We start from the raw sequence: 20,480 nt of genomic DNA on the forward strand, positions 1-20,480 counted from the left end.
ATGTCGGAAAAGAAAAAAATCGGTCTGATCCGCGTCCTGACGACGCAGGATCAGGAACTGCTCCAGCTTCACGGGCGTATGATCGAATCGTGTTTTCCCAGCCTGTCCGTCGAATCGCGGTGCATCGCCGATCAGGATGAAGGGATCCATGACGAGGCAAGTCATGCGAAGGCGCTGCCCAAGGTGCTGGCGCTGGGGCGCGTTTTCGCGGACGAAAACGTCGACGCCGTCTATATCAGCTGCGCCGGCGATCCCGGCGTCAGGATCCTGCAGCGGGAACTCGCCGTTCCGGTCATCGGCGCCGGCACGGCGACGGCGCACGCGGCCGGCGCTTACGGGGTTCCCGTAGGGGTATTGGGGATCACGGACGACGTGCCGGAAGAGATCGCAAAAGTTTTAGGAGAACGGATCGTCGGCTCTCTGCGCCCGCCGCAGCTCCATACGACGCTGGATCTGTTCCGCCCCGACGCGATGGACGCGCTCGCGGAAGCCGGCCGTGCGCTGAAAAGCAAAGGCGCCAAGCTGCTTCTTCTGGCCTGCACAGGGTTGGCGACGATCAACGCCGCTCCGGAGCTGCGCCGCCGCGTCGGACTGCCGGTGCTGGATCCGCTGCGCTGCGCGGCCGCCTGCCTGTGGTCGGCTTTGTGTTGAAGGAGGCGCTTGCATGTCTCGGTTGAAACTGACTCAGGAACACGTGGAAGCCGCGCTGCTGGGCGGCTGTTTTCTCGGCGGGGGCGGCGGCGGTTCAATGGCCAAGGGACGCGCGCTCGGCGAAGCCGCGCTTGCGGCCGGCCCGCTCGAGCTCGTCTCTCTGGACGAAATCGATCCCGAAGCGATCGTCGTCACCTGCTCGGCCGTCGGCGCTCCGGCCGCCAAGGAAGCGCTGGCCACGCCCGAAGCGGCCGTGCGCGTTATCGAACTTCTGGCAAAGCTGGACGCCCCGCCTCCGGCGGGGCTGATCACCAACGAAAACGGCGGCGGCTCGACGTTCAACGGTTGGCTGCCGGCGGCCATGAGCGGGCTGCCGCTGATCGACGCGCCGTGCAACGGGCGCGCGCATCCCACCGGTGCCATGGGATCCATGGCGCTGCACCGCGACAATCGTTACGTCTCGAAACAGACCGCCGCGGGAGGCAATCCCGAAACGGGGCGTTACCTCGAAGCGGCTTTCAGCGGCCCCATGGAGTCCGTAGCGGCGCTCGTGCGGCAATGCGCCGTTCAGGCCGGCGGACTGGTCGCGGTCGCCCGCAACCCGGTCAAAGCCCATTATTTGAAAGAACATGCCGCGCCGGGAGCCGTAACGCTGGCCATCGAGACGGGGACGAAGATGCTTGAAGCCCGTTCCCGCGGAGCCGAAGCCGCCGTTCGGGCCGCGGTCGATTTTCTCGGCGGCCGCGTTGTCACGGCGGGCACGGTGGATACCATCGACCTGACAACCGAAGGCGGCTTCGATCACGGCGTCGTTTCCGCAGGCGGGTGTGAACTGACGTTCTGGAACGAGTTCATGACGCTGGACCGCGGCGGCGAACGGCTGGGGACTTTCCCCGATCTGATCATGACCACGGACGCAGAAACCGGACTTCCCATCACCACGGCGGAGCTCGCAAAGGGGCGGCGCGTTTTCGTGACACTGATCCCTGCGGACAAGATCCCTCTTGGTGCAGGCATGTCCTGCCGGGAACTTTTGGAACCTATCGAGAAGGTCGTCGGCAGGGCCGTGTTGCCCTACATCACGCTGAAGTAGCGCGATCGCCGCGTTCCCAATTGTCGAAGATCAAAAATGGACGCAAAAAATCGAGGAGGTACCGCACATGTCACTTTTTCATACGATGAACGCTCTTGAACTGCTCGACTCGCCGTCCGCAAGCGGCGAGAGCGTCAAAAAGGCGCTGACGGCCGCCGGCGTGCCGGAAAGTCAGATCTCCGTCAAAACCGTTCACGGCCCCAAAGGCAGCACCAATTTCGTCAAAACGTGGTTCTACGGTTCCGAAGGCAAACACAACGGCGGCACGGCGCCGACCATCGGCATCGTCGGCCGTCTCGGCGGTGTCGGCGCGCGTCCCGAACGGATCGGTCTCGTTTCCGACGGCGACGGCGCCGTGTCGGCCGTAGCCGTCGCCATGAAGCTGGGCGATATGGCCCAAAAAGGCGACGTCCTCAAAGGCGACGTGTTCGTCTCCACTCACATCTGCCCCAATTCTCCCACCCGCCCTCACGATCCCGTGCCTTTCATGGGTTCTCCCATCAACATGACCATCGCCAACCGCGAGGAAATGGGCGAGGAGCTGGACGCCGTTCTCTCTATCGACACGACGCGCGGCAACCGGATCGTCAATACCCGCGGCTTCGCCATCTCGCCGACGGTCAAGGAGGGCTGGATCCTGCGCGTCAGCGAAGATCTGCTCGAGATCATGAGCTCCGTCACAGGGGAGCTGCCCAAGGTCTTCGCCCTCAGCATGACCGACATCACGCCTTACGGCAACGGGCTCTACCATTTGAACAGCATCCTCCAGCCCTGCACGGCCACCAGGGCGCCGGTCGTCGGCGTGGCGCTGACGTCGCAGACGACAGTCCCCGGCTGCGCCACGGGCAGCTCCCAGCCTGCGGACATCGAGGCGGCCGTGCGCTTCGCCGTCGAAACGGCGAAAGCGTTCGGCGAGGGCAAGTGCAAGTTTTACGACGAAGAAGAGTTTGCGCTCACCCTCAAGCGCTACGGAGCCATGAACAAACTTCAGGGCATGGGCGCTCTGCCGCCGGCGGATCCTCAGGCGTAAGGGGCCCCGGCCATGACTTTGCGCGTAGGGGCCGTTACCATTGGGCAAACGCCAAGAGTGGATGTTACGCCCGATCTCATGAAAATTTTGGGTCCGGAAGTCGAACTCGTCGAATCGGGAGCGCTGGACGGCTTGGGCGCAGAACAGATCGCCGCCATGGCGCCGCGCCCGGGCGATTATGTGTTGGTCACGAGGATGGCCGACGGCACGTCTGTGAAAATCTGCGAACGTGCAGTGACACCTCTGGTGCGTCAGAAGATCGCCGCTCACTTCACCGCGGGGATCCCCGCCGTCCTGCTGCTCTGCACGGGCGAGTTCCCCGACTTTCCCACCGGCGGGCTGCTGCTGAGGCCGCAGAAAATTCTGTTCAACATGGTCCAGGCCGTCGTTCCGGCCGGCGCGAAACTCGGCGTCTTCATGCCGTCGCCGGACCAGCTGGAACAGTCGTCGCAACGCTGGTCGCAGGTCACGCCGCAAAATCGTTCGATCGGCGCGTCGCCTTACGTCCGTCCCGAAGAGACGATCCCCGCCGCGGCTGAAGAACTTGCCCGCTGGGGCGCCGACGTGTTCGTCATGGACTGCATGGGCTACACGCTGGCGATGAAGGAACAGGTTCGCCGAATTACCGGCAAGCCCGTGGTCCTCGCCCGCTCCATCGCCGCGCGGGCGCTGCGCGAGCTTGTTTAGACGGCGGAATTGGAACGGCGTCGGCACATTTCATTCCCAACGCCCGATTGGAATGTTCCACGTGGAACATTTTTCGCAAACCAAGTCATTGCAATGAGTCAACTTACATGATGTAAAAGAAATAGACATTCGGCCCGTTCCGGTTTCGCGCCAAACCGGAACGGGCCGAGCGTCGTCTGACGGCTTTCGTCGACAGGAGGACACGTTTTTCGGCATGGACAGGGACTGCGGTCAAGGGAGCTGCCGCGGTCCACAAATATCGCCGTATGAGAAACGCGCGAAATGAAGTTTGCGCTTCGCAAGCGCGAAAAAGCTACCGTCCGCGCTTGACGGCGCCGGAGATCGGTTGAAGTCTTCCTTCCGGGGACAAAGGCGCCCAGCCTCCTCCGAGGGCCTTGTAAAGCCTGATCAGAGCGCCGGTCATGCTGCCGGCGTTCGCCGCCAGGCCGTCCTCCAGAGACAGGAGCGCGCCCTGGGCCCCCAGCACGTCGCTGAAATCGGACAGTCCGTGACGATAGCGGTCTTCGGCAAGTTCAAGCGTGCGCCGGGCCGCCGAACGCCCGGCTTCCAGGGACTGCCGGCGCAGATTTTCCTGACCGTAAGCCGCAAGGGCGTCGCGTACTTCGGCGGCAGCCTTCAGCACGGTCTTTTCATAGGCGGCCAGCAGCGCCTTTTCACGCGCGCCCTGCGCTCGGACGTTGCGGCGCAGGGCGCCCGCGTTGAAGAGCGGCCAGCTGAGGATCAGGGGGCCGATCGAAAATCCCTGCGACCGGGGCGAGAAAAGGTTTCCTGAATTCAGTGATTCGAAACCGACGGAACCCGACAGGCGCAGTTGAGGGGCAAGCTCGGCGGCGGCCCCTTTTTTCCGCGCCGTCTGCGCGGCCAGACGGCGCTCGGCCATGCGGATATCCGGGCGTTGGCGCAGCGTCTCGGCGGGGATCCCCGTCACAAGAACGTCTTTCGCTCGGGGGACCGGAGCAGGGGAAGCCAGCGCGTCGTTCAGAGAACCGGGGATCTCTCCGATCAAAATGGAAAGGGCGTTGCTCTTCGCTTCCAGAGCCGACCTCAGCGGCGGAATACCGGCCCGGGCCGACTCCAGGCCGTACCGCGCCTGCTGTTCCGCCAGTTCGTCGCTCAGGCCGGCTGCCCGGCGCGAGGCGACGAGACGAAGCATGTCCTCCTGACGCAGGACGTTCCGTTCCATTACGTCGATCCTGGCTTGGAGCGAACGATAATCGGCATAGTTCAGCGCCACCTCGGCGGCGACCGAGACCCAGACGTTCTGCAGCCCGGCGACCTCGGCTTCCAGGTCGGCGCGTCGCGCCGAAGCGCCCCGGCGCAGCCGGCCGAACAGGTCGATCTCCCACGAAGCGTCGAACCCCAAACGGTGTCCGCTGCGTTCTCCCGTTCCTCCCGCGTTGTCGGAAATCCGGCTTCTATGGGTTTTTCCGCCCAGGCTGACGGCCGGCGAGAGACCGGCCTCGGCAATGCCCAGCGCTGCCCGCGCTTCGTAGACCCGCGCCAGAGCGGCGTCCATGTCCTTATTATGCTTCAGGGCGCGAACGATCAGTTCCGGCAGAAGCTCATCGTCCAGCGCGTCCCACCATCTGGCCAGAATCGATGCGGAAAGCCGCTCTCCGTTTGCCGAAGAAGCCGTCAAAGGATATCGTTCCGCCAGATGCAGCCAGCCGCCTTCATTTGCCTTTTCCGTCTTCCGCGCGGCGCGTCCCTGCGGACAAAACAGTGCCGTCAGCGCCGTTATCGCCAGCGCGGCAAGCGCGAATTTTTTGCCGTTCATAGCGTCGGTCTCACCTCGTCTTCTTCGGCGCGGCGGCGGGAGCGCCGCCGTTTCGCAAGCCTTTCAAACAGGACGAACAGCCCGGGGATCAGGAAAACTCCCAATGCCGTGGCGATCGCCATCCCGAACACCATGACGCTGCCGACCGCCCTTCGGCTGGCCGACGAGGCGCCTGCGGCAAAAAGCATGGGCAGGATGCCGAACACACAGGTCAGCCCCGTCATCAGCACGGCGCGATATCGTTCATGGGCGGCCTGCGAGGCCGCGTCGAGGATCGACAGTCCGTTCCGTTCCCGCAGCGCTTTGGCGAACTCGACGATGAGGATGGCGTTCTTCGAGGCCAGTCCCACAAGCAGAAGAATCCCCAGCTGGGCGTAGACGCTCAGCGACACCTTCATGATCCACACTCCGGCCAGAGCGCCGCCAAAAGCCGTCGCCAGCGACAGGAGCACCGACAGGGGCAGCGTCCAACTCTCGTATTGAGCCACCAGGAAAAGATAGCTGAAGAGCAGCGCCAGCAACAGCACGCGGCTCAGTTCGCCGGATTCGCCGGTGCGCTTTTCCTGAAAGCTCATGCCGGACCACTCGTAGCCATAGCCTTCGGGCAGTTCTTTTGCCAGCTCTTCAAGGAGATCCATTCCCCGCCCGGTGCTGACGTCAGGCTTGAGCCTTACGGTAACGGCGGCTGCGGGATAGAGGTTGTAGCGGTCCACTTCACTCGGCCCCAAGCTTTTTTCCGTCGTCGCCAGAGCGCTCAAGGGCACCTGCCGTCCGGTCCTGGCGCGGACATGGATCTGCGCCATCCCGTCGACGTCCTGCCGAAACGGCGCGTCCGCTCCCAGAAGGACCTTGTTGGTCTGGTTCCCGAGATTGACGTCGTTCACGTAGTAAGTGCCGAAATAGCACTGAAGCGTCGAAAAAACCGACGAGATCGGCACGTTCAGGTCTTCCGCCTTGGCGCGGTCGACGTTGAGACGCACATGAGGCACGTCGGCGGTGTAAGGGCTGTAACTGAACAGCACCTCCGGACATCGGGCGAGACGTCCCTGAAAATCCAAGAGCACCCGATGCAGTTCGGCGGGATCGAATCCTCGGCGCGACTGGAGACGGAAGTCGATCCCCCCGCTCAGACTGACGCCGAGAACGGGCGGCAGCGTGAACACCATCACCCGCGCTTCCGCGACCGAAGCAGCGATGCCGCGAAGTTTCGCCATGACGGAGTCCAGATCCTGCCCCTCGCGCGCGTAGCGTTCCGACCAGTCTTTGAGAGTCACCCAGACAGAGCCCACGCTCTCGTCAGCTCCGAATCCGCCGATGAAGTTGTTGCCGGGAAAGCCCAGGACCCATTCGACTCCCGGCACGTCTTCTACCCGGCGGCACAGCTTTTCGATCAAAGGGACCGCCCGGCTCCTGGTAGCCCCTTCGGGCAGATGGGCGACGAGAAAAGCGCAGCCCTGATCTTCGTCGGGCAGAAACGACGTGGGGGTCTTCCTCTGCATGAACCATCCCGCGCCGCCGATCAGAAGAAACAGCAGCAGCGTCACGACGGAACGGCGGGCGATCCATAACGATCCCTTTACATAGCTGGAACGGGCCCGTTCCAGCAGACGGTTGAACCATGCGAGCGGACCTTTCGCCGCCGGCGCAGCGGTGGAAAGCAGGGACGCGCACATCACGGGGCTGAGCGTCAGCGCGACGACCAGTGAAGACAAAACGGCGAGGGCGATGGTGACCGCAAACTGCCGGTAGATGATGCCGGTCATCCCCTTCATGAAAGCCACGGGGACGAAGATCGCCAGGAACACCAGCGTCGTGGCGACCATAGGCGCGGTGATGTCCTTCATGGCGCGGAGCGTTGCCGAGCGGGCGTCGGCACCGTCCCGTTCCATGACGAACTGCACCCGCTCCACCACGAGAATGGCGTCGTCCACCACCGTGCCGATCACCAGGATGAACCCGAACAGCGTCAGGATGTTGAGACTGTATCCCAGGGCGAGCAGCCCGGCGAGCGCGAACAGCAGGGATACAGGGATAGCCGCCACGGGCACCAGAGTCGTTCTCCAGCTCTGCAGGAACAGGTAACACACGACGACAACCAGCAGACAGGTGAGCCCCAGCGTCGCGAGGATCTCCACGAAAGACGCTCTGACGAAAGCCGTCGCGTCGTAGACGATCGCCATTTCCATGTCGTTCGGGAAATCCTGCTCCAGACGGGCTATCTGAGCCCTGATCGCCGCCATGACCTCCAAGGCGTTGGAGCCCGGCGACTGGCTGATCTTCAGGCTGGACGAGGGCGCCCCGTTGACAAACCCTTCGAAGCCGTAACTCTCGGCTCCGATCTCGACGCGGGCGATTTGGCCGAGAGTGACGCGACTGCCGTCGGCCCCCGTGCGCACGATCACGTTTCTAAAATCCTCCGTGTCGTTCAGACGTCCTTTCGTTTCGAGAGAATAAGCTATCGGAGTCCCTTCGTTGCCCGGGGCCATCCCCACGGCTCCGATAGCCGCCTGCCGGTTCTGGCTCCGTATCGCCGCCACCATGTCGTCGACGGAAAGCCCCAGGTTGGCGATGCGCTCCGGATCCAGCCAGACTCTGAGACTTCGCCCCGAACCGATGAGGAACGAGTCTCCCACGCCGTCGATGCGGTCGATGGCGTCTTTGACGTTGTTTTTCATGTAATCGTTCAACGCCAGCAGGTCGTGGGTCCCGCCGGGAGAGACCAAACTCAGCTGAGCGATGGGCGACATGAATACCGGCAACGCCGAGAGTCCGCGGGCGACTACTTCGGCGGGCAACTGAGGCAAGGCGAGCTGCATTCGATTCTGCACCCGGACCAGCGCCATATCCGGATCGGTGCCGAGCTCGAAAGTCACGCTCATGACGTACGCTCCGGAATCCGAAGCCGACGACGACAGATACATCATGCCTTCGACGCCGTTGACGGCTTTTTCCAGCGGCGCTCCTACCGTGTCGGACACGACCTGAGCCGACGCACCGGGATAAACGGTCGAGACGCGTATCGTCGGCGGCACGATCTCGGGGTACTGGGCGATGGGAAGCAGAAAGAGCGCCAGCACTCCGACGACGGACATGAGAAGAGAAAGAACGACAGCGAAACGCGGACGATCGATGAAGAACTTCGAGATCATGACGCCGTCACCGTTCCTCAGCGGGCGCTGTTGCCGTTACGGCGCTGCCGTGCCGCACGCGCTGCATCCCCCGGCGCACGATGCGGTCGCCGGGCGCCAGACCTTCGACGATCTCGGCAAGCCCGTCCGCGGTCTGACCGACGACGACGGAACGGCGAGAGACGATCCCGCCGTCGTCGACGAACCAGACGAAATCGCCCTGCCGGTCGGAAACGACCGTTTCTTGCGGCACAATCAGGACCGGTCCCGCAGAACGGAGCACCCGGAGCGTCACCACTTCTCCCGGCACCAACAATCCGTCCGGATTGTCGAAGCGGCAGCGCGCGAGGATGGCCCCTGTTCCGGGATTCATGCGATTATCGATAAAATCCGGACGCCCCTGGCCGGAGAGCTCCGCGCCGCCAGGCAGGACGGCGCGAACCGAGAATGTACCGGCGCCCTTCGCGCCGCCGGCGAAAAACGCCCGGCCGGCGAGATACTCGCGATCGGACAGAGCGAATGAGACGCGTATAGGGTCGGTCTGCACCACCCGTGCGAGCGGGGTGGCCGAAGTCACGTAATTGCCGCGGGTGACCAGAGCCGCCCCGATGCGGCCGTCGATCGGCGAACAGATTTTCGTTCGTTCCAGGTCGATCTCGGCCATGCTCAGGGCCGCCGTCGCCCTCCGTACTTTGGCCCGGGCGTCGAGCACGGCGCAGCGAGCGTCGTCAAGGGCCGACGCCGTGACCGAGCGTTTATCGGCAGCCTCCATGCGTTTGAGGAGGCGCTGCGCTCTGTCCCTGTCGGCCTGGGCCTGAGCGAGTTCCGCCCTGCGCAGTTCCGCCGCCGCGGAGAAAGATTTCCGATCCAAACTGAAAAGCAGTTGTCCCTCTTTCACTTCGCTGCCTTCCAGGAATTCGACCTTTTCGATGACGGCCGACACCTGCGGACGAAGTTCGACCGCCTGAACAGCTTCCACGTGCCCGATATATTCTTGGGTCAGCGTCATGTCTTTTTCCTTCGCTACGAAGAGCTCCACAGGGACGGGGCGGTTCGGAGACGGAGCCGCTTTCGCCGCAGGCAGGTTTGCCGAAACGATATGGACAAACAGGACGGCGAAAAGGGAAAGCCGCGTCGCCCTCCGCCCCTGCAGACAAGAGGGCCGCGCCGCGCACAGATATGATTTCCTTGTACTGCTCATCTGAACTTACTCCTTCCTTCAGAGTCTTTCGGCGTTTCGAGGCCGACTTCGATCGCGAGACGGGACAAAGCTTTGCCTGCCGAAAAAGTCTCTTTAAAAATGGGGCGAAAGAGTATAGCAGCTATACTCTTTACCTAAAAAAATTCCTTCCCGTTCTCCGGAAAGCTTTTCGAAATTCGGAAACTTCCGCTTCTTCATTCCATAAACTTGTCAAGTTTTTCCTCGAGCATGCTGAAAAAGCTCCACAAAAAAGCTTTGTTCGCCTCCGAATAATCCGCAAGGATATCGCTGAACACTTTCTCGTATTTCCGATGGAGCTCTTCGTGACTCAGGTAAGCCGTCTCTCCTTTCGGCGTCAATTTGAGTGTCAGCCGCGACAGATTGGCGGGGTCCGTTTCCTTGACGACCATCCCTTTGCGCTGCAACTTCATCAGAGTCTGGGAAACGGCGCCCTTGGTGACGCCCAGTATATCGGCCAGCCCCGTGACATGGATCCCCTCGTTTTCCTTAATTGCCTTCAGCATGTGGATCTCGGCTTCATAGAGGGGCTGATCGGTCCTGAAATATCGGGCTTTCTTGTCGATATCCATGGTTTTGCTCACAATCCGCAGAAAAGCATAACTGGGTCTTGACTTGTTTTTTAATTTCATGTCCATCATGGTAAAAGTATATAGCCACTATACGCCTATGTCAACTTTCTATCCTGCGTCTCGGGAGGACATGTTCCGCACACTAAAAAACTCTTTTTGCCGCCAAGTTTTGCACATGGATCGTCTGATGCGGAACGATCTGCGCGGACGAAGTTGCCGCAGGCAATCCAAACGCTTATCGGCAAGAGTAAACGATCCGCCCCTCTCGATTTCGCGCGAAACCGGGAGGGGCGGCGTTTTTGTTCTCCGTCGAGAGGGTTCCTACCGTGCCCGGCTGCCGTAGATGGAGTCCAAGCGGGCCTGAAAGCGGGCGATGAATTTTTTCTCGCGCGGGTTCAACGGATAGGAGATCTGGTGCAGCATGTAAACGCTGGACATGGGGCCGTCGGAGATGCGGCGCATGACGATGTTGGGGATGCTCTGTTCCAGATCGGGATCCATGGGCAGGATGGCGACGTAGTTATGGCGGATGGCGTCCTGCAGGGCGCCGCGGTCGAAGATGTTGAGTATCTCGCAGCTGCTGTCCAGTCCGAAAGCGCCGAGCCAGTCATCGCTGTTGAAGGTGTCGTAAGCGACGATAGGGCAGGTCTTGAGCTGAGCGGTGGTGACGGCGCGGAAACGGCTCAGGTAATGGTTCATGGAAACGACGGCTACGGGAGGCACATTGACGGCCAGAGGCGTCATCTTGATATGATACTTCTGCATTTCCAAGTGATAGAGGTTGCGGCGGCTGTCGAGGCAGGAGACGATGGAGAGGCGATAGGTCTGGTCCATCACGTCGCGAATGGCCTGGCGGATGCCGGTCTCTTTGATGTTGTCCTGCAGAGAGGCTTCGGGGAATTCGTTGCGAAACTGCATGAAGCTGCACATGAGCAGCGACGACCACGTGCCGCAGATGGAGAGATTCTTCTGGCTGTCGAAAAGAAGGGGAATGCGTCGGATGCGCTCTGCCTCGGAGATGATGAGTTTGGCCGACAACAGCAGCATTTTGCCTTCGGAGGTGAGCTCTATGCCGGAGTTTTTGCGCCGAAAGACGTTGAAATTCAGTTCCTGTTCCAGCTGCTTGATAGCGGTGCTTAGCGACGGCTGCGCCACGTAGAGGTTTTGGGCGGCCTTGTTGATGGAACCGCACTTGCTGATTTCAATCACGTATTCCAGCTGTTTCAAGTTCATTCTGTCACCTCCTTTTGCGTTTGGGCTGCGTCACACCGTCGGTGAACACGTTTTCTTTCATGGAGACCTGTCATGCGGAAACGATTTTTTTCTCTCATAAAAACAGTTTATCATTTTATAAGAAGAAAGGGACATATGAATTACCTGATAATTTATAATATTTTCAGGATAAATCGTTCGTCACTTTGTCTATCGAGGCGCATCCTTTTTCGATAATATGAAGCAGATCTATAAATATTGTTTTGTAAATGTTTTTAAGAGTCGTGAATGATATAGGTCATTATTTTTTCAGTATAAGTACAAAAACAAAGCCCCGTGATATCGTCAAGGCGCAGAGAGACCGGTACTCTGAGCGTCAATGAAATTCATCCAAAAAAATCATAGGGGGAATATTTGATGTCCAATCAGCCTGCAAGCGCGCTCTCTTCGCCTCGTTTCTGCAACATGGGAACTTTTATGCGCATGGCCCGCGTCCAGAACGCCAAGGGACTTGACTTCGCCGTCGCCGGCGCGCCTTTCGACACCGCCAGCTCCTTCCGCTCGGGCTCCCGCTTCGGTCCTTCGGCGATCCGCAACATCTCCTGCATGATGAAGCCCAACAATGTGATACAGCAAGTGAACATCATGGATTCTCTGACCGGCGGCGATCTGGGGGATTTCCCCATCGTGCCCGGCTACATCCATCCTTCTTACGCTGCGATCGAGGCGGGAGTCGCCGGGATCCTGAACGACGGCGCTCTGCCGATCGTGCTCGGAGGCGATCACTCCATCACGCTGGCCGAGCTTCGCGCCGTCGCCAAGAAATACGGCCCCGTAGGACTGATCCATTTCGACTCGCATTCGGACCTTTGCGACGAAGTTTTCGGTGAAAAGTACAACCACGGCACGCCCTTCCGCCGCGCTCTTGAAGAAGGGCTGATCGAGCCTTCGCGCTGCATCCAGGTCGGCATGCGCGGTTCGCTTTACGATCCCAACGAGCACAGGATGGCCGCCGATCTGGGCATGAAGCTGATTCCCGCCCACAAGATCCGCGAGATGGGACTGGACGCGCTGATCGACGCTATCAAGGAACGCGTCGGCGACAAGCCCACGTTTCTCACTTTCGACATCGACTTCGTCGATCCCGCTTACGCACCGGGGACGGGGACGCCGGAAGTGGGCGGGTTCACGTCGCTGGAAGCCCTGACGCTGATGCGGGCGCTGACGACGGTCAACTTCGCGGGCTTCGACATCGTCGAGGTGCTTCCCGCCTACGATCACGGCGAGATCACAGCCTACCTGGCGGCCAACATCGTGTTCGAGTTCCTCTCCATCCTCGCGCTTCAGAAAAATCGGAAAGAAGGCAAATAAGTCGGGAGGGAGGAATCCATGAACTCTGACAAGATCCTCTACGACAAACTCTCCGCGGAAGAACGCGCGTCGCTGAACCTCAACGACATCTTGCTGGTGGACCGGCTGGAACTTTCCTTGCGGAGCAAAGCGGTCGGCGCGCTGAAAGCCGTTCTTTTTTCGGCGGTCGCCATTTTCGTCTTCTTCGTCAACATCACCGTCAACGGCAAGAGTGACGTGCCCTTCGGCCATATCTACAACTACTTCATCAACGCCTTGGGCAACGCGGGACTCTGGGGCATCACGATCATTATCGCGCTCAACGGTATCCTCAGCGTTTACGGCAAGTTCTTCGCGCCCGAAGGCTCGCGGCTGCGCAGGTATTACGGCGGCGAATCCTTTATTTATCCCGTGTTTTATCTGATGGGCGGCGTCTTTACGCTGATCTATACGATGGACGCCACGATCCCCGGCTTCGCGGGGCCTCAGTTCATCGTCAGCTCCGCCACCGGCGGGACCGCCGTGCCCGCCATCGTCGTCGGCGTGGCGTGGATCATTCCGGTGAGCTGCGTGTTTCTGCCGTTCCTGCTGAACTACGGTCTGGTGGACATGGTGGGGACGCTCATGGAGCCTTTGATGCGCCCCCTGTTCAAAGTGCCCGGATACGCCGCGGTGAACTGCATCGCCTCCTTCGTCAGTTCCTCGTCGGTGGGCGTGCTCATCACCAACCGGCAGTACCGCAAAGGACTGTACACAGAGAAAGAGGCCGACCTGATCGCCACCGGATTTTCCGCCGTGAGCGTGGGGTTCGCCTACATGGTCATCAAAACCGCCGGGCTGGGCGACTACTTTCTGCGCGTCTATTTCTGCTCGCTGGTCATCACGCTGATGATCAGCGCCGTCATCTGCCGCCTGCCGCCGCTGCGGAACAAACGCGGCGTTTACGTCGACGGGCGCGCCCAGACCGAGGAGGAGATCCTGGCCCAGCGCGGCACGGGCAACCTGCTCGTCAAAGGCTTCGAACGCGCCGAGAAAAAAGCCTATACGGCCGGAAAACTTTTGCCGGAAATCAGGGACAGCGTCCTCGACGCCATGACAGTATACCCCAAGGTCCTGACGCTTTTGGCCGGAGTGGGCATCCTCGGGCTGATCGTCGCCACCTACACGCCGGTGTTCCAGTGGATCGGCAAAATCTTCGTTCCCGTTCTCAAGCTGTGCGCCGTCCCCGACGCCGAAGCCATCGCGCCTTCGCTGCCCGTGGGCATCGCCGAGATGTTCCTGCCCGTCATGCTCATCGCAGACAAGGTGAGCGAGCTCTCCATCAAGGCGCGCTATATGGTCACCACGGTCTCCATCTGCCAGATTATCTTCTTCTCGGAGACCATCGTGGTTATGCTGGCTTCCAAACTGCCTCTCAAGCTGAGCGATCTCGTAATCTGCTTCTTCGAGCGCACCTTCATCGCCATCCCCATCACGGCGGCGTTCATGCACCTGATGTTCTGATCCGGGGCGCAGCACGTTTTACGGAAGAGCGGATCATCGGCAACAAACGGCGCCGCCGGAAAAGTTCAAGAAACTTTCCGGCGGCGCCGGTCCTTGCGGACGCTTCATCCTCACTCGAGATCCTATGCTCCTTTTATCTTCTGCTGCATTTGAATTGTATATCTTATAAAACAAAAGACCTTCTGCAGCAGAATAAAATCTACCGCAGAAAGTCTTTTGAAGGTTTTATGAAACGACAGAAATAGAGGGATGATATAGCGCCCGTCATTGATTTTTGCGACGAGCTGGGTTAGGGGACAGGATCAGCACGGATATGGCGGCTTCTCTTGAGAACAATACGATCTGCGAAGCCTTAAAAAATCGAAAAGATCACTAATGGACTCGTTCTCCACAGAACCAAAGAACGCAATATACTTTGCAAGCATATTACAACCTGAGCCAAGAATACCACTGTCAGCCGTTGATGTCCGATAAAGACTGTTTCTAGAATAATTCATCGATGGAAATTTTCTTTGGGACACTTAAAGCCGAGTACCTGAACTGAATGATTTTTATGAAGCAAATGCATATAGAAGGAAATATGGTTTTTACATTTTTTACCAGAAAGTCCTTCGTTCACTAATTCCGGCAGGCGCTTGCATTGCGTCTGCCGGAGTGTGCAACCGACAGTCTTTGGGGTATGAAATGCAGCGCCGAATCAAAATACGTCAGGATAACTCATAGCTGTCTTCCACTTTGACCTTGCCGCTCTTGTAGCGGACACTGCCAAAGAGAAAGGCGAAGGCGACCATGCCCATGTTACCCAACAACAGAGGCAAGGGCAGCTTAAAGGATGAGGTGACACCGGAGACAACAATAACCAGCAGGTCTACGATGCATAGCGTTTTCAATGCGCCGTCACTGATGTGGAAATCTGACTTTTTCCAGACTTCCGGAAGCACCTTGGGCATTCTCCACAGACACAGCACAATCATGGACTTGGTAATGGCGCCTACAGCAATGGTGATATTGCTGATGACGCCAATGTTAATGTTGAAAGCGATGGGCACAAAGCCGACAACATAATAAAAGACCAGCAGAATCAGGGGAGTCCGATACCTGGGATGCAGACGGGCTAGAGAGCGGGGATACCATCCGTCGTTGCAGGCCTGCATCAGAGGCTTGGTGCAGGTAGCGATGGAGCTGTTTAAGGTAGTCAACAGAGCCATCCAACCGCCGCCAATGCAAAACAAGTAGTACAGGGGTTTGGACAGAATCGCAGAAGCTACGACGCTTAGAGGCTTACCAGCTACCTCAGCGACAGGCAGCACACCGGCAGCCACAATACCAATCAAACCGTAGAAAACAGAAACACCCAAAGTGGAGAACAGCATAACCCGAGGAATGTCGCGAGTGGGATTCTTGGCCTCCCCGCTCATCTGGGTGACGAACTGGGCGCCGTCACAGGTATAGCTCATGAGGACAGATGCTTGCCACAGGCCCACAAAGCCATGAGTCATAAAGTTGGCGGGGTCGAAGTAGTTGCCGTCAAGTTTGGTAAGACCGACAGCCGTGAAGATAGTCAAAGAAATGACCAAAAATATTACGGCCAGATTCTGGACTTTAGCAAATGCATTGATGCCGAAAGTGTTGGTGATAAAAAGCAGTGTCAGTATGCCCAGTGCAATGCTTTTTCGGGTAAAAGCAGGCAGGAAAGGCATAGCATAGTCCGCGAAGGAAAGGGCATACATGGACAGCGTGACACTGGTCAGTAAAGCAATCATAGAGTAGGTACCGGTCCAGCGGGGGCCCAGGAAGGTACCGACCATAGAGTAGTCACCGCCTCTATAACGGGCCACAGAGTTCAGAAAGATCTGAGGAGAGCGGGCCAGAATAGCGATAAGACCGCCGATGACGAAAGCGATGCAGATGCTTCGGCCAGTGTCATCGATACCCCACCCGGTCAAGGACATGATACCTGAACCGATAATGGAACCGATACCGACAGCCATCAGATCCCAAAAGCCAAGAACACGTTTCAGGTCTTTTGTGGATGACAAGTTATTTGTACTGTTCGACATATATTGTCTCTCCTTTCATATTTTAGCGTTTACTTCAGACAGGAGGTTCCGGCGTTCTGTCTGTCTGGAATAGGATCACTCGCGGTAATTTTTAGCGAACTCAGATTTCAGCTGCGCCAGTTTCTCTGGATCGCCCGCCACTCGCAGGCCTGTCAGGGCCATCAGCTTACCGGCCAGCATGCACTGATCAATAGGATACTCATTGCAGGTCAGAAGAGCCGTATCGTCAGCATGTCCCACTGGGGTAGGTTCACCGTCATGCACAATGGGGAAGGTAATTTCCACCGTAGGGATCTTGTAGGCCACACATCCCAAGTCAGAGGAAGCCTTGGGTAGATTACCGAACGCAAAGCGCGAGGAATCAATCCCCAGATCGGCAGCGTACTCCGCCGCATAATGGTACAGAGAAGGAACGGGAGTAGCGCAGTACCATGGGGCGTCCCACTTGTAAACGGCGGTGGTATCCGTCATCAGTTCGGCACCCTTGATAATATTGTCTACCCGCCGCATCAGGGAGTTCAATTCGGCGGAGTCGTTACTCCGCAGTTCCACATTCAGCGTGGCTAGATCGGGAACAGAGTTGGCTGCCGTGCCGCCCTTGGAGATGATATAGTGAATGCGATTGGTTTCCAACATGTGCTCCCGCAAGAATTCCAAGCCCATAGTGGTCAGAATCACTGCATCCAGTGCGCTACGGCCCTTTTCGGGCGCAGAGGAAGCGTGAGCAGCGCGCCCTTTAAAGGTAAGCCAGTTATCATGGGTAGGCCAAACGATGGCCTTGCCGGTCACCTCAGAATTCCAGTCAGAGCCATAGTGATTGGCCAGCATCAGATCCACCTCGTCCATGTAGCCAGCTTCCAGAATATAATGCTTAGACCCCTCCAATTCCTCGGCGGGGGTGCCATAGACGATGACAGATCCAATGGAGGAAAATGCCTCTTTTAGGCCCAGAGCGGCGGAAAAACCGGCGGCGGCGATCAGGTTATGACCGCAGGCATGGCCGTTAGGCAGGGCGTCGTACTCTAACATCAGACCAATGACGGGGCCACCATCCTTCCCTTTAAACACAGCCTTGAAAGCGGTGGGCATGTCCACGTCCTGATTGAATTTTGGGTGCTTTCCAGTGAGGCCCCGCTGAACTTCAAAACCCTCTTTTTCCAACGCGTTCATCAACAGAGTGGAGGATTGGAACTCTTCCCAGCCGACTTCCTTGAATTCCCAAATCTTTTTAGCAATCTTGTGAATTTTATCTCTGTTTTCATCAATAACTTCCATCATCCGTCTTTCTTCAGGGGTCATTTTGCTTCCTCCTTTTCGAGAATTTATGAATATTAGCGCTAAACTTGTTTTTCAGTATAGTCAGGGAACGTTAAAATTATGTTAATTTCTGAAACAGGTTTCTGAAAATGATAAAAACAGTTCACAGGTTTTTATAGTGAAAAAGCCTGTGAACTGTTCATTCAGAGACGATACTTTGTCATGGATAGGTTCAGGAAACTCACGATTTCCGCTCATTTTGGAGTTTTTGCAGATTTTCTGCCCGCTTCGGATTCCCGCCGTACTCATAGTGCCGAATGGTATAAGGAAGCAGAATCCACCAACGGTCACCAGCTTTCTGCGTGTCATAGAATCCTGCTACAGCGCCGTGCCATAGCCGGCGTTTCCCCATGGAGAGATTTTGGTAAACATAATCTTTGTAAAACTGGTGCTTGAATTTATAAACAATACCATCACCCCAAGGTTGCTCCACGATGAACCCGCCAATCAACAACTGGTCCAGCAGTTCGATCTGCTCCATAGAGGAAATACCGGTCAGAAGTTCGAGGTCTTCCAGATTTGCATGCTCAAAATGAATGGACAGAGCGTCTAGAACCCGGCGCTGCTGGGTATTGAGACGGTCCAGCCGCAGTTGGATCAGCATGTCAAGCCGGGGCAGGGGGCAGTTCTTTTTCCACCCTTCCTGGCGGATGACATTCAGAGTCTCCATCAGCACCAGAGGATTTCCTTCTGAGCGAAGAAATAGTTCATGAGCATCAGGGATATTAGCCGTCGAGTTCTGCAGAACCTCACAGAAGACAGCGGCAGTTTCTTCCTCCGTGAAGGGGGAAAGAGACAGAGTTGTGATGATATTCCGCTCCCGCAAGGCCAACAACAGCCCGCGAATGTTCTTCTGCTCGTCTGTGCGGCAGGTGGCGATAAGAAGCACTTGATCGTTGCCAAATTCGATCATAATGCGCTGCAAAAGCTGCTGACTGACAGAATCCATCCACTGCAGACTGTCAAAATACAGAATGATCTTCTGTTGACTTACCAACTCCTTGAACAGCCCCAATACGCCGTTGATTAGTGCAGCGGAGTTCCAGGCGCCGTCGCCGTCTTCTTCAGTGATCCGCCCGGAGAGCAGAAGCGGCAGCAACTGAAGACTGCGCTCGGATAATTGAAGTGTTTCGGCAGTGCACAGGTTCTCCAGCTGAACAAACAGATTCCTCCAGGCGCTCAGGGAAATTTCCTTCTCCACGCTATAACAGTGAGAAGACAGCTGCAGTACGTCGAAACCGTGGTTCATCTCTAAAATCTGCCGCATCAGTGCAGTTTTGCCTACGCCGACTTCGCCTTCAATAACAACGGAGACGGTGGATTCCTCGTTTAAAAACCAGAAGATCCGTTCGTCAATGTACTGCAGTTCTGCCAAACGGCCGAAAAAATTATCACGGGCGCGAGGCCTGCGGAGAAAGGAAACTTTCTTCCGGTGGAGCAGCGTCCGGTGCAACAGTTCTACCGCATGGGAGGGAGATTCAGACAGATCGTCCCGAAGACACTTGACATACTCCTGATACAGCTGAAGTCCCAGATCGTATTTTTCTGCCTGAGCAAAACACTTCATGCCGGTGGAAACCATTTCCTCATCCCAGGGCTTCCAAAACTGCCAGGTACTGATCAGCTGTTGCAACCGGTCAGCATCTTGGCAGATGGCGGGGTTCTTCAATTGATTTCCAATATAGGAGAGACTGCGGGAGATTTGCAGCTCCCGTTTGCGTTCTACCCAAGCCTCAAATTCCGGACAGCCTTTCAGGTAGAAGAAATCCAGAAATCGCTGCTGGCACAGAGCAAATTCCGGATCCGGCGCGTCCCAGTCCGTCCGGACGCCGCACCGCTGGTTCAACTTTAGCCCATTACGTCCCTGAAGAACAATAACATCCTCCCCCAGACAACGGCGGATCTGGAACAGAGCCTGACGCAGATTCTTCCGGCCGGAGTCCTCGCCGCAGGATCCCCAGAAGAAAGAAACCAATTCATCGCGGCTGGCGTGTTTCTCTACGCAGAGATAGTAGAAGATACCCTCTGCTTTCCGGTAGGGAAAGCAGACTAACTCCCCGTTCTGACAAACACCGGGAGTACCCAAAAGCGTTACTTGATAATCTGACAAGCCAATCCCTCCTTTGAACAAAAAGCCGCCCTTCTGGCGCCCCATCTTGAAAAAGCTGAAAAAGGACAGACCGTCTCCATATTTGGAAATAACCGTCGTTTATCAGAATATCGCCGACCATCAAATCAGCCGTCCCAGATTTATACCAGGCTGAAACGTCACGGCAGGAGAAAAATCATACCGCGCAGCCGCAGTTCATCAGAGCCTTAAAAGAATTAACGCTCGAATTCAGGAACTGGAAGAGTTATCTACAACATCAGGGAAATTCAAACTGATGTTTCAGGACAAAACTGACCAACAAACCCCAATACCGCTGGTATATGAAAGAGATCTTTCCGTCCCAATGTTCCCTGCTATCACATCCGAAAGTACCGATATACCTGCGATGGGCGCGGTCGAACCGCTTGCCGGAGAAATACCCTTTTCCGCTCTGCTGTGGCCGGGCGCCTAGCATAAGTCCAGAAGCAGTGCAAATTCCTGCCTAAGTCACCATGCTCCATATTCCCCTTATACTCCCCAAATGAATCGAATCCCATTGGGCAGATTTGGAAAGAACTGCACCGCCAAGGCTTTCGGAGAGAATTCTTCAATGTTGGGGAAGGTTGTTGAACGTTTGTGTGTGACGATTAGAAATCTTCGTGTGCAGACTATAAAAAGCATTACAGTAAGGGAGATGGATCACTAAATGCTTTAATCAAGAAATAGCAAGAACTCCCTTGGCATGTTAAGCGCACTTTGTTAATGAGTTCC

14 protein-coding genes are annotated in these 20,480 nt (G+C 57.4%); 6 read left to right on the forward strand and 8 right to left on the reverse strand.

All coding sequences use genetic code 11. The features are described 5' to 3' along the window. From FYJ74_RS06605 to FYJ74_RS06620, 4 genes are all read left to right on the forward strand, one after another. On the forward strand, positions 1-651 hold the full coding sequence (locus FYJ74_RS06605) for an aspartate/glutamate racemase family protein (protein ID WP_154528793.1): 651 nt from the start codon (positions 1-3) through the stop codon (positions 649-651). A gap of 13 nt (positions 652-664) precedes the next feature. Continuing rightward, positions 665-1,744, forward strand: coding sequence for a DUF917 domain-containing protein (locus tag FYJ74_RS06610; protein ID WP_154528794.1), 1,080 nt, complete (start codon positions 665-667; stop codon positions 1,742-1,744). Between the two features lie 67 nt (positions 1,745-1,811). Continuing rightward, the gene (locus FYJ74_RS06615) at positions 1,812-2,774 is read left to right on the forward strand and encodes a DUF1177 domain-containing protein (protein ID WP_154528795.1); all 963 of its coding nucleotides are present in this window, start codon (positions 1,812-1,814) and stop codon (positions 2,772-2,774) included. Positions 2,775-2,786: 12 nt separating this feature from the next. Then, complete coding sequence (locus FYJ74_RS06620; RefSeq protein ID WP_154528796.1) at positions 2,787-3,461, forward strand: AroM family protein; 675 nt, start codon at positions 2,787-2,789, stop codon at positions 3,459-3,461. A 313-nt stretch (positions 3,462-3,774) separates the two neighbouring features. Here the strand turns inward: FYJ74_RS06620 and FYJ74_RS06625 are convergent, their stop codons facing one another. From FYJ74_RS06625 to FYJ74_RS06645, 5 genes are all read right to left on the reverse strand, one after another. Further along, entirely contained in the window at positions 3,775-5,259 is a 1,485-nt protein-coding gene (locus FYJ74_RS06625; RefSeq protein WP_154528797.1) for an efflux transporter outer membrane subunit, read from the reverse strand. Continuing rightward, positions 5,256-8,408 carry an efflux RND transporter permease subunit gene (locus FYJ74_RS06630; RefSeq protein WP_154528798.1) on the reverse strand — a complete coding sequence of 1,051 codons (3,153 nt, stop codon included), beginning with the start codon at positions 8,406-8,408 and terminating at the stop codon, positions 5,256-5,258. Before FYJ74_RS06630 ends, FYJ74_RS06625 begins: the two co-directional genes overlap by 4 nt. 7 nt (positions 8,409-8,415) lie before the next feature. After that, positions 8,416-9,588, reverse strand: a complete 1,173-nt coding sequence (locus FYJ74_RS06635; protein WP_154528799.1) for an efflux RND transporter periplasmic adaptor subunit — start codon at positions 9,586-9,588, stop codon at positions 8,416-8,418. A 194-nt stretch (positions 9,589-9,782) separates the two neighbouring features. Further along, a complete protein-coding gene (locus FYJ74_RS06640; RefSeq protein WP_229769388.1) occupies positions 9,783-10,178 on the reverse strand; it encodes a MarR family winged helix-turn-helix transcriptional regulator in 396 nt (131 codons plus the stop codon). Positions 10,179-10,499: 321 nt separating this feature from the next. Then, positions 10,500-11,411 (reverse strand): LysR family transcriptional regulator, encoded by a 912-nt coding sequence (locus FYJ74_RS06645; protein ID WP_154528801.1) that lies wholly within the window; start codon positions 11,409-11,411, stop codon positions 10,500-10,502. A gap of 396 nt (positions 11,412-11,807) precedes the next feature. Between FYJ74_RS06645 and speB the strand changes: the two genes are divergently transcribed. After that, positions 11,808-12,761, forward strand: coding sequence for an agmatinase (gene speB, locus FYJ74_RS06650; RefSeq protein WP_154528802.1), 954 nt, complete (start codon positions 11,808-11,810; stop codon positions 12,759-12,761). Positions 12,762-12,779: 18 nt separating this feature from the next. Continuing rightward, positions 12,780-14,243 carry a YjiH family protein gene (locus FYJ74_RS06655; protein ID WP_154528803.1) on the forward strand — a complete coding sequence of 488 codons (1,464 nt, stop codon included), beginning with the start codon at positions 12,780-12,782 and terminating at the stop codon, positions 14,241-14,243. A gap of 707 nt (positions 14,244-14,950) precedes the next feature. On the opposite strand, the gene FYJ74_RS06660 is transcribed toward FYJ74_RS06655, so the two are convergent. The 3 genes from FYJ74_RS06660 to FYJ74_RS06670 all read right to left on the reverse strand — a co-directional run bounded on the left by FYJ74_RS06660 (position 14,951) and on the right by FYJ74_RS06670 (position 19,730). Further along, positions 14,951-16,303 carry an APC family permease gene (locus tag FYJ74_RS06660; protein WP_154528804.1) on the reverse strand — a complete coding sequence of 451 codons (1,353 nt, stop codon included), beginning with the start codon at positions 16,301-16,303 and terminating at the stop codon, positions 14,951-14,953. 75 nt (positions 16,304-16,378) lie between these two features. Beyond that, a complete protein-coding gene (locus FYJ74_RS06665; RefSeq protein ID WP_154528805.1) occupies positions 16,379-17,602 on the reverse strand; it encodes an amidohydrolase in 1,224 nt (407 codons plus the stop codon). Positions 17,603-17,801: 199 nt separating this feature from the next. Next, positions 17,802-19,730 (reverse strand): AAA family ATPase, encoded by a 1,929-nt coding sequence (locus FYJ74_RS06670; RefSeq protein WP_154528806.1) that lies wholly within the window; start codon positions 19,728-19,730, stop codon positions 17,802-17,804. Positions 19,731-20,480: the final 750 nt, after the last annotated feature.

This window comes from Pyramidobacter porci, assembly GCF_009695745.1.
Classification (GTDB): domain Bacteria; phylum Synergistota; class Synergistia; order Synergistales; family Dethiosulfovibrionaceae; genus Pyramidobacter; species Pyramidobacter porci.

What these genes read in the sequence shown, in the direction of transcription:
- FYJ74_RS06625 (WP_154528797.1), bottom strand. Translation starts at nt 5,259, where the DNA reads ATGAACGGCAAAAAATTCGCGCTTGCCGCGCTGGCGATAACGGCGCTG.
- FYJ74_RS06635 (WP_154528799.1), bottom strand. Translation starts at nt 9,588, where the DNA reads ATGAGCAGTACAAGGAAATCATATCTGTGCGCGGCGCGGCCCTCTTGT.
- FYJ74_RS06605 (WP_154528793.1), top strand. Translation starts at nt 1, where the DNA reads ATGTCGGAAAAGAAAAAAATCGGTCTGATCCGCGTCCTGACGACGCAG.
- FYJ74_RS06610 (WP_154528794.1), top strand. Translation starts at nt 665, where the DNA reads ATGTCTCGGTTGAAACTGACTCAGGAACACGTGGAAGCCGCGCTGCTG.
- FYJ74_RS06620 (WP_154528796.1), top strand. Translation starts at nt 2,787, where the DNA reads ATGACTTTGCGCGTAGGGGCCGTTACCATTGGGCAAACGCCAAGAGTG.
- FYJ74_RS06665 (WP_154528805.1), bottom strand. Translation starts at nt 17,602, where the DNA reads ATGACCCCTGAAGAAAGACGGATGATGGAAGTTATTGATGAAAACAGA.
- FYJ74_RS06630 (WP_154528798.1), bottom strand. Translation starts at nt 8,408, where the DNA reads ATGATCTCGAAGTTCTTCATCGATCGTCCGCGTTTCGCTGTCGTTCTT.
- FYJ74_RS06660 (WP_154528804.1), bottom strand. Translation starts at nt 16,303, where the DNA reads ATGTCGAACAGTACAAATAACTTGTCATCCACAAAAGACCTGAAACGT.
- FYJ74_RS06640 (WP_229769388.1), bottom strand. Translation starts at nt 10,178, where the DNA reads ATGGATATCGACAAGAAAGCCCGATATTTCAGGACCGATCAGCCCCTC.
- FYJ74_RS06645 (WP_154528801.1), bottom strand. Translation starts at nt 11,411, where the DNA reads ATGAACTTGAAACAGCTGGAATACGTGATTGAAATCAGCAAGTGCGGT.
- FYJ74_RS06615 (WP_154528795.1), top strand. Translation starts at nt 1,812, where the DNA reads ATGTCACTTTTTCATACGATGAACGCTCTTGAACTGCTCGACTCGCCG.
- speB (WP_154528802.1), top strand. Translation starts at nt 11,808, where the DNA reads ATGTCCAATCAGCCTGCAAGCGCGCTCTCTTCGCCTCGTTTCTGCAAC.
- FYJ74_RS06655 (WP_154528803.1), top strand. Translation starts at nt 12,780, where the DNA reads ATGAACTCTGACAAGATCCTCTACGACAAACTCTCCGCGGAAGAACGC.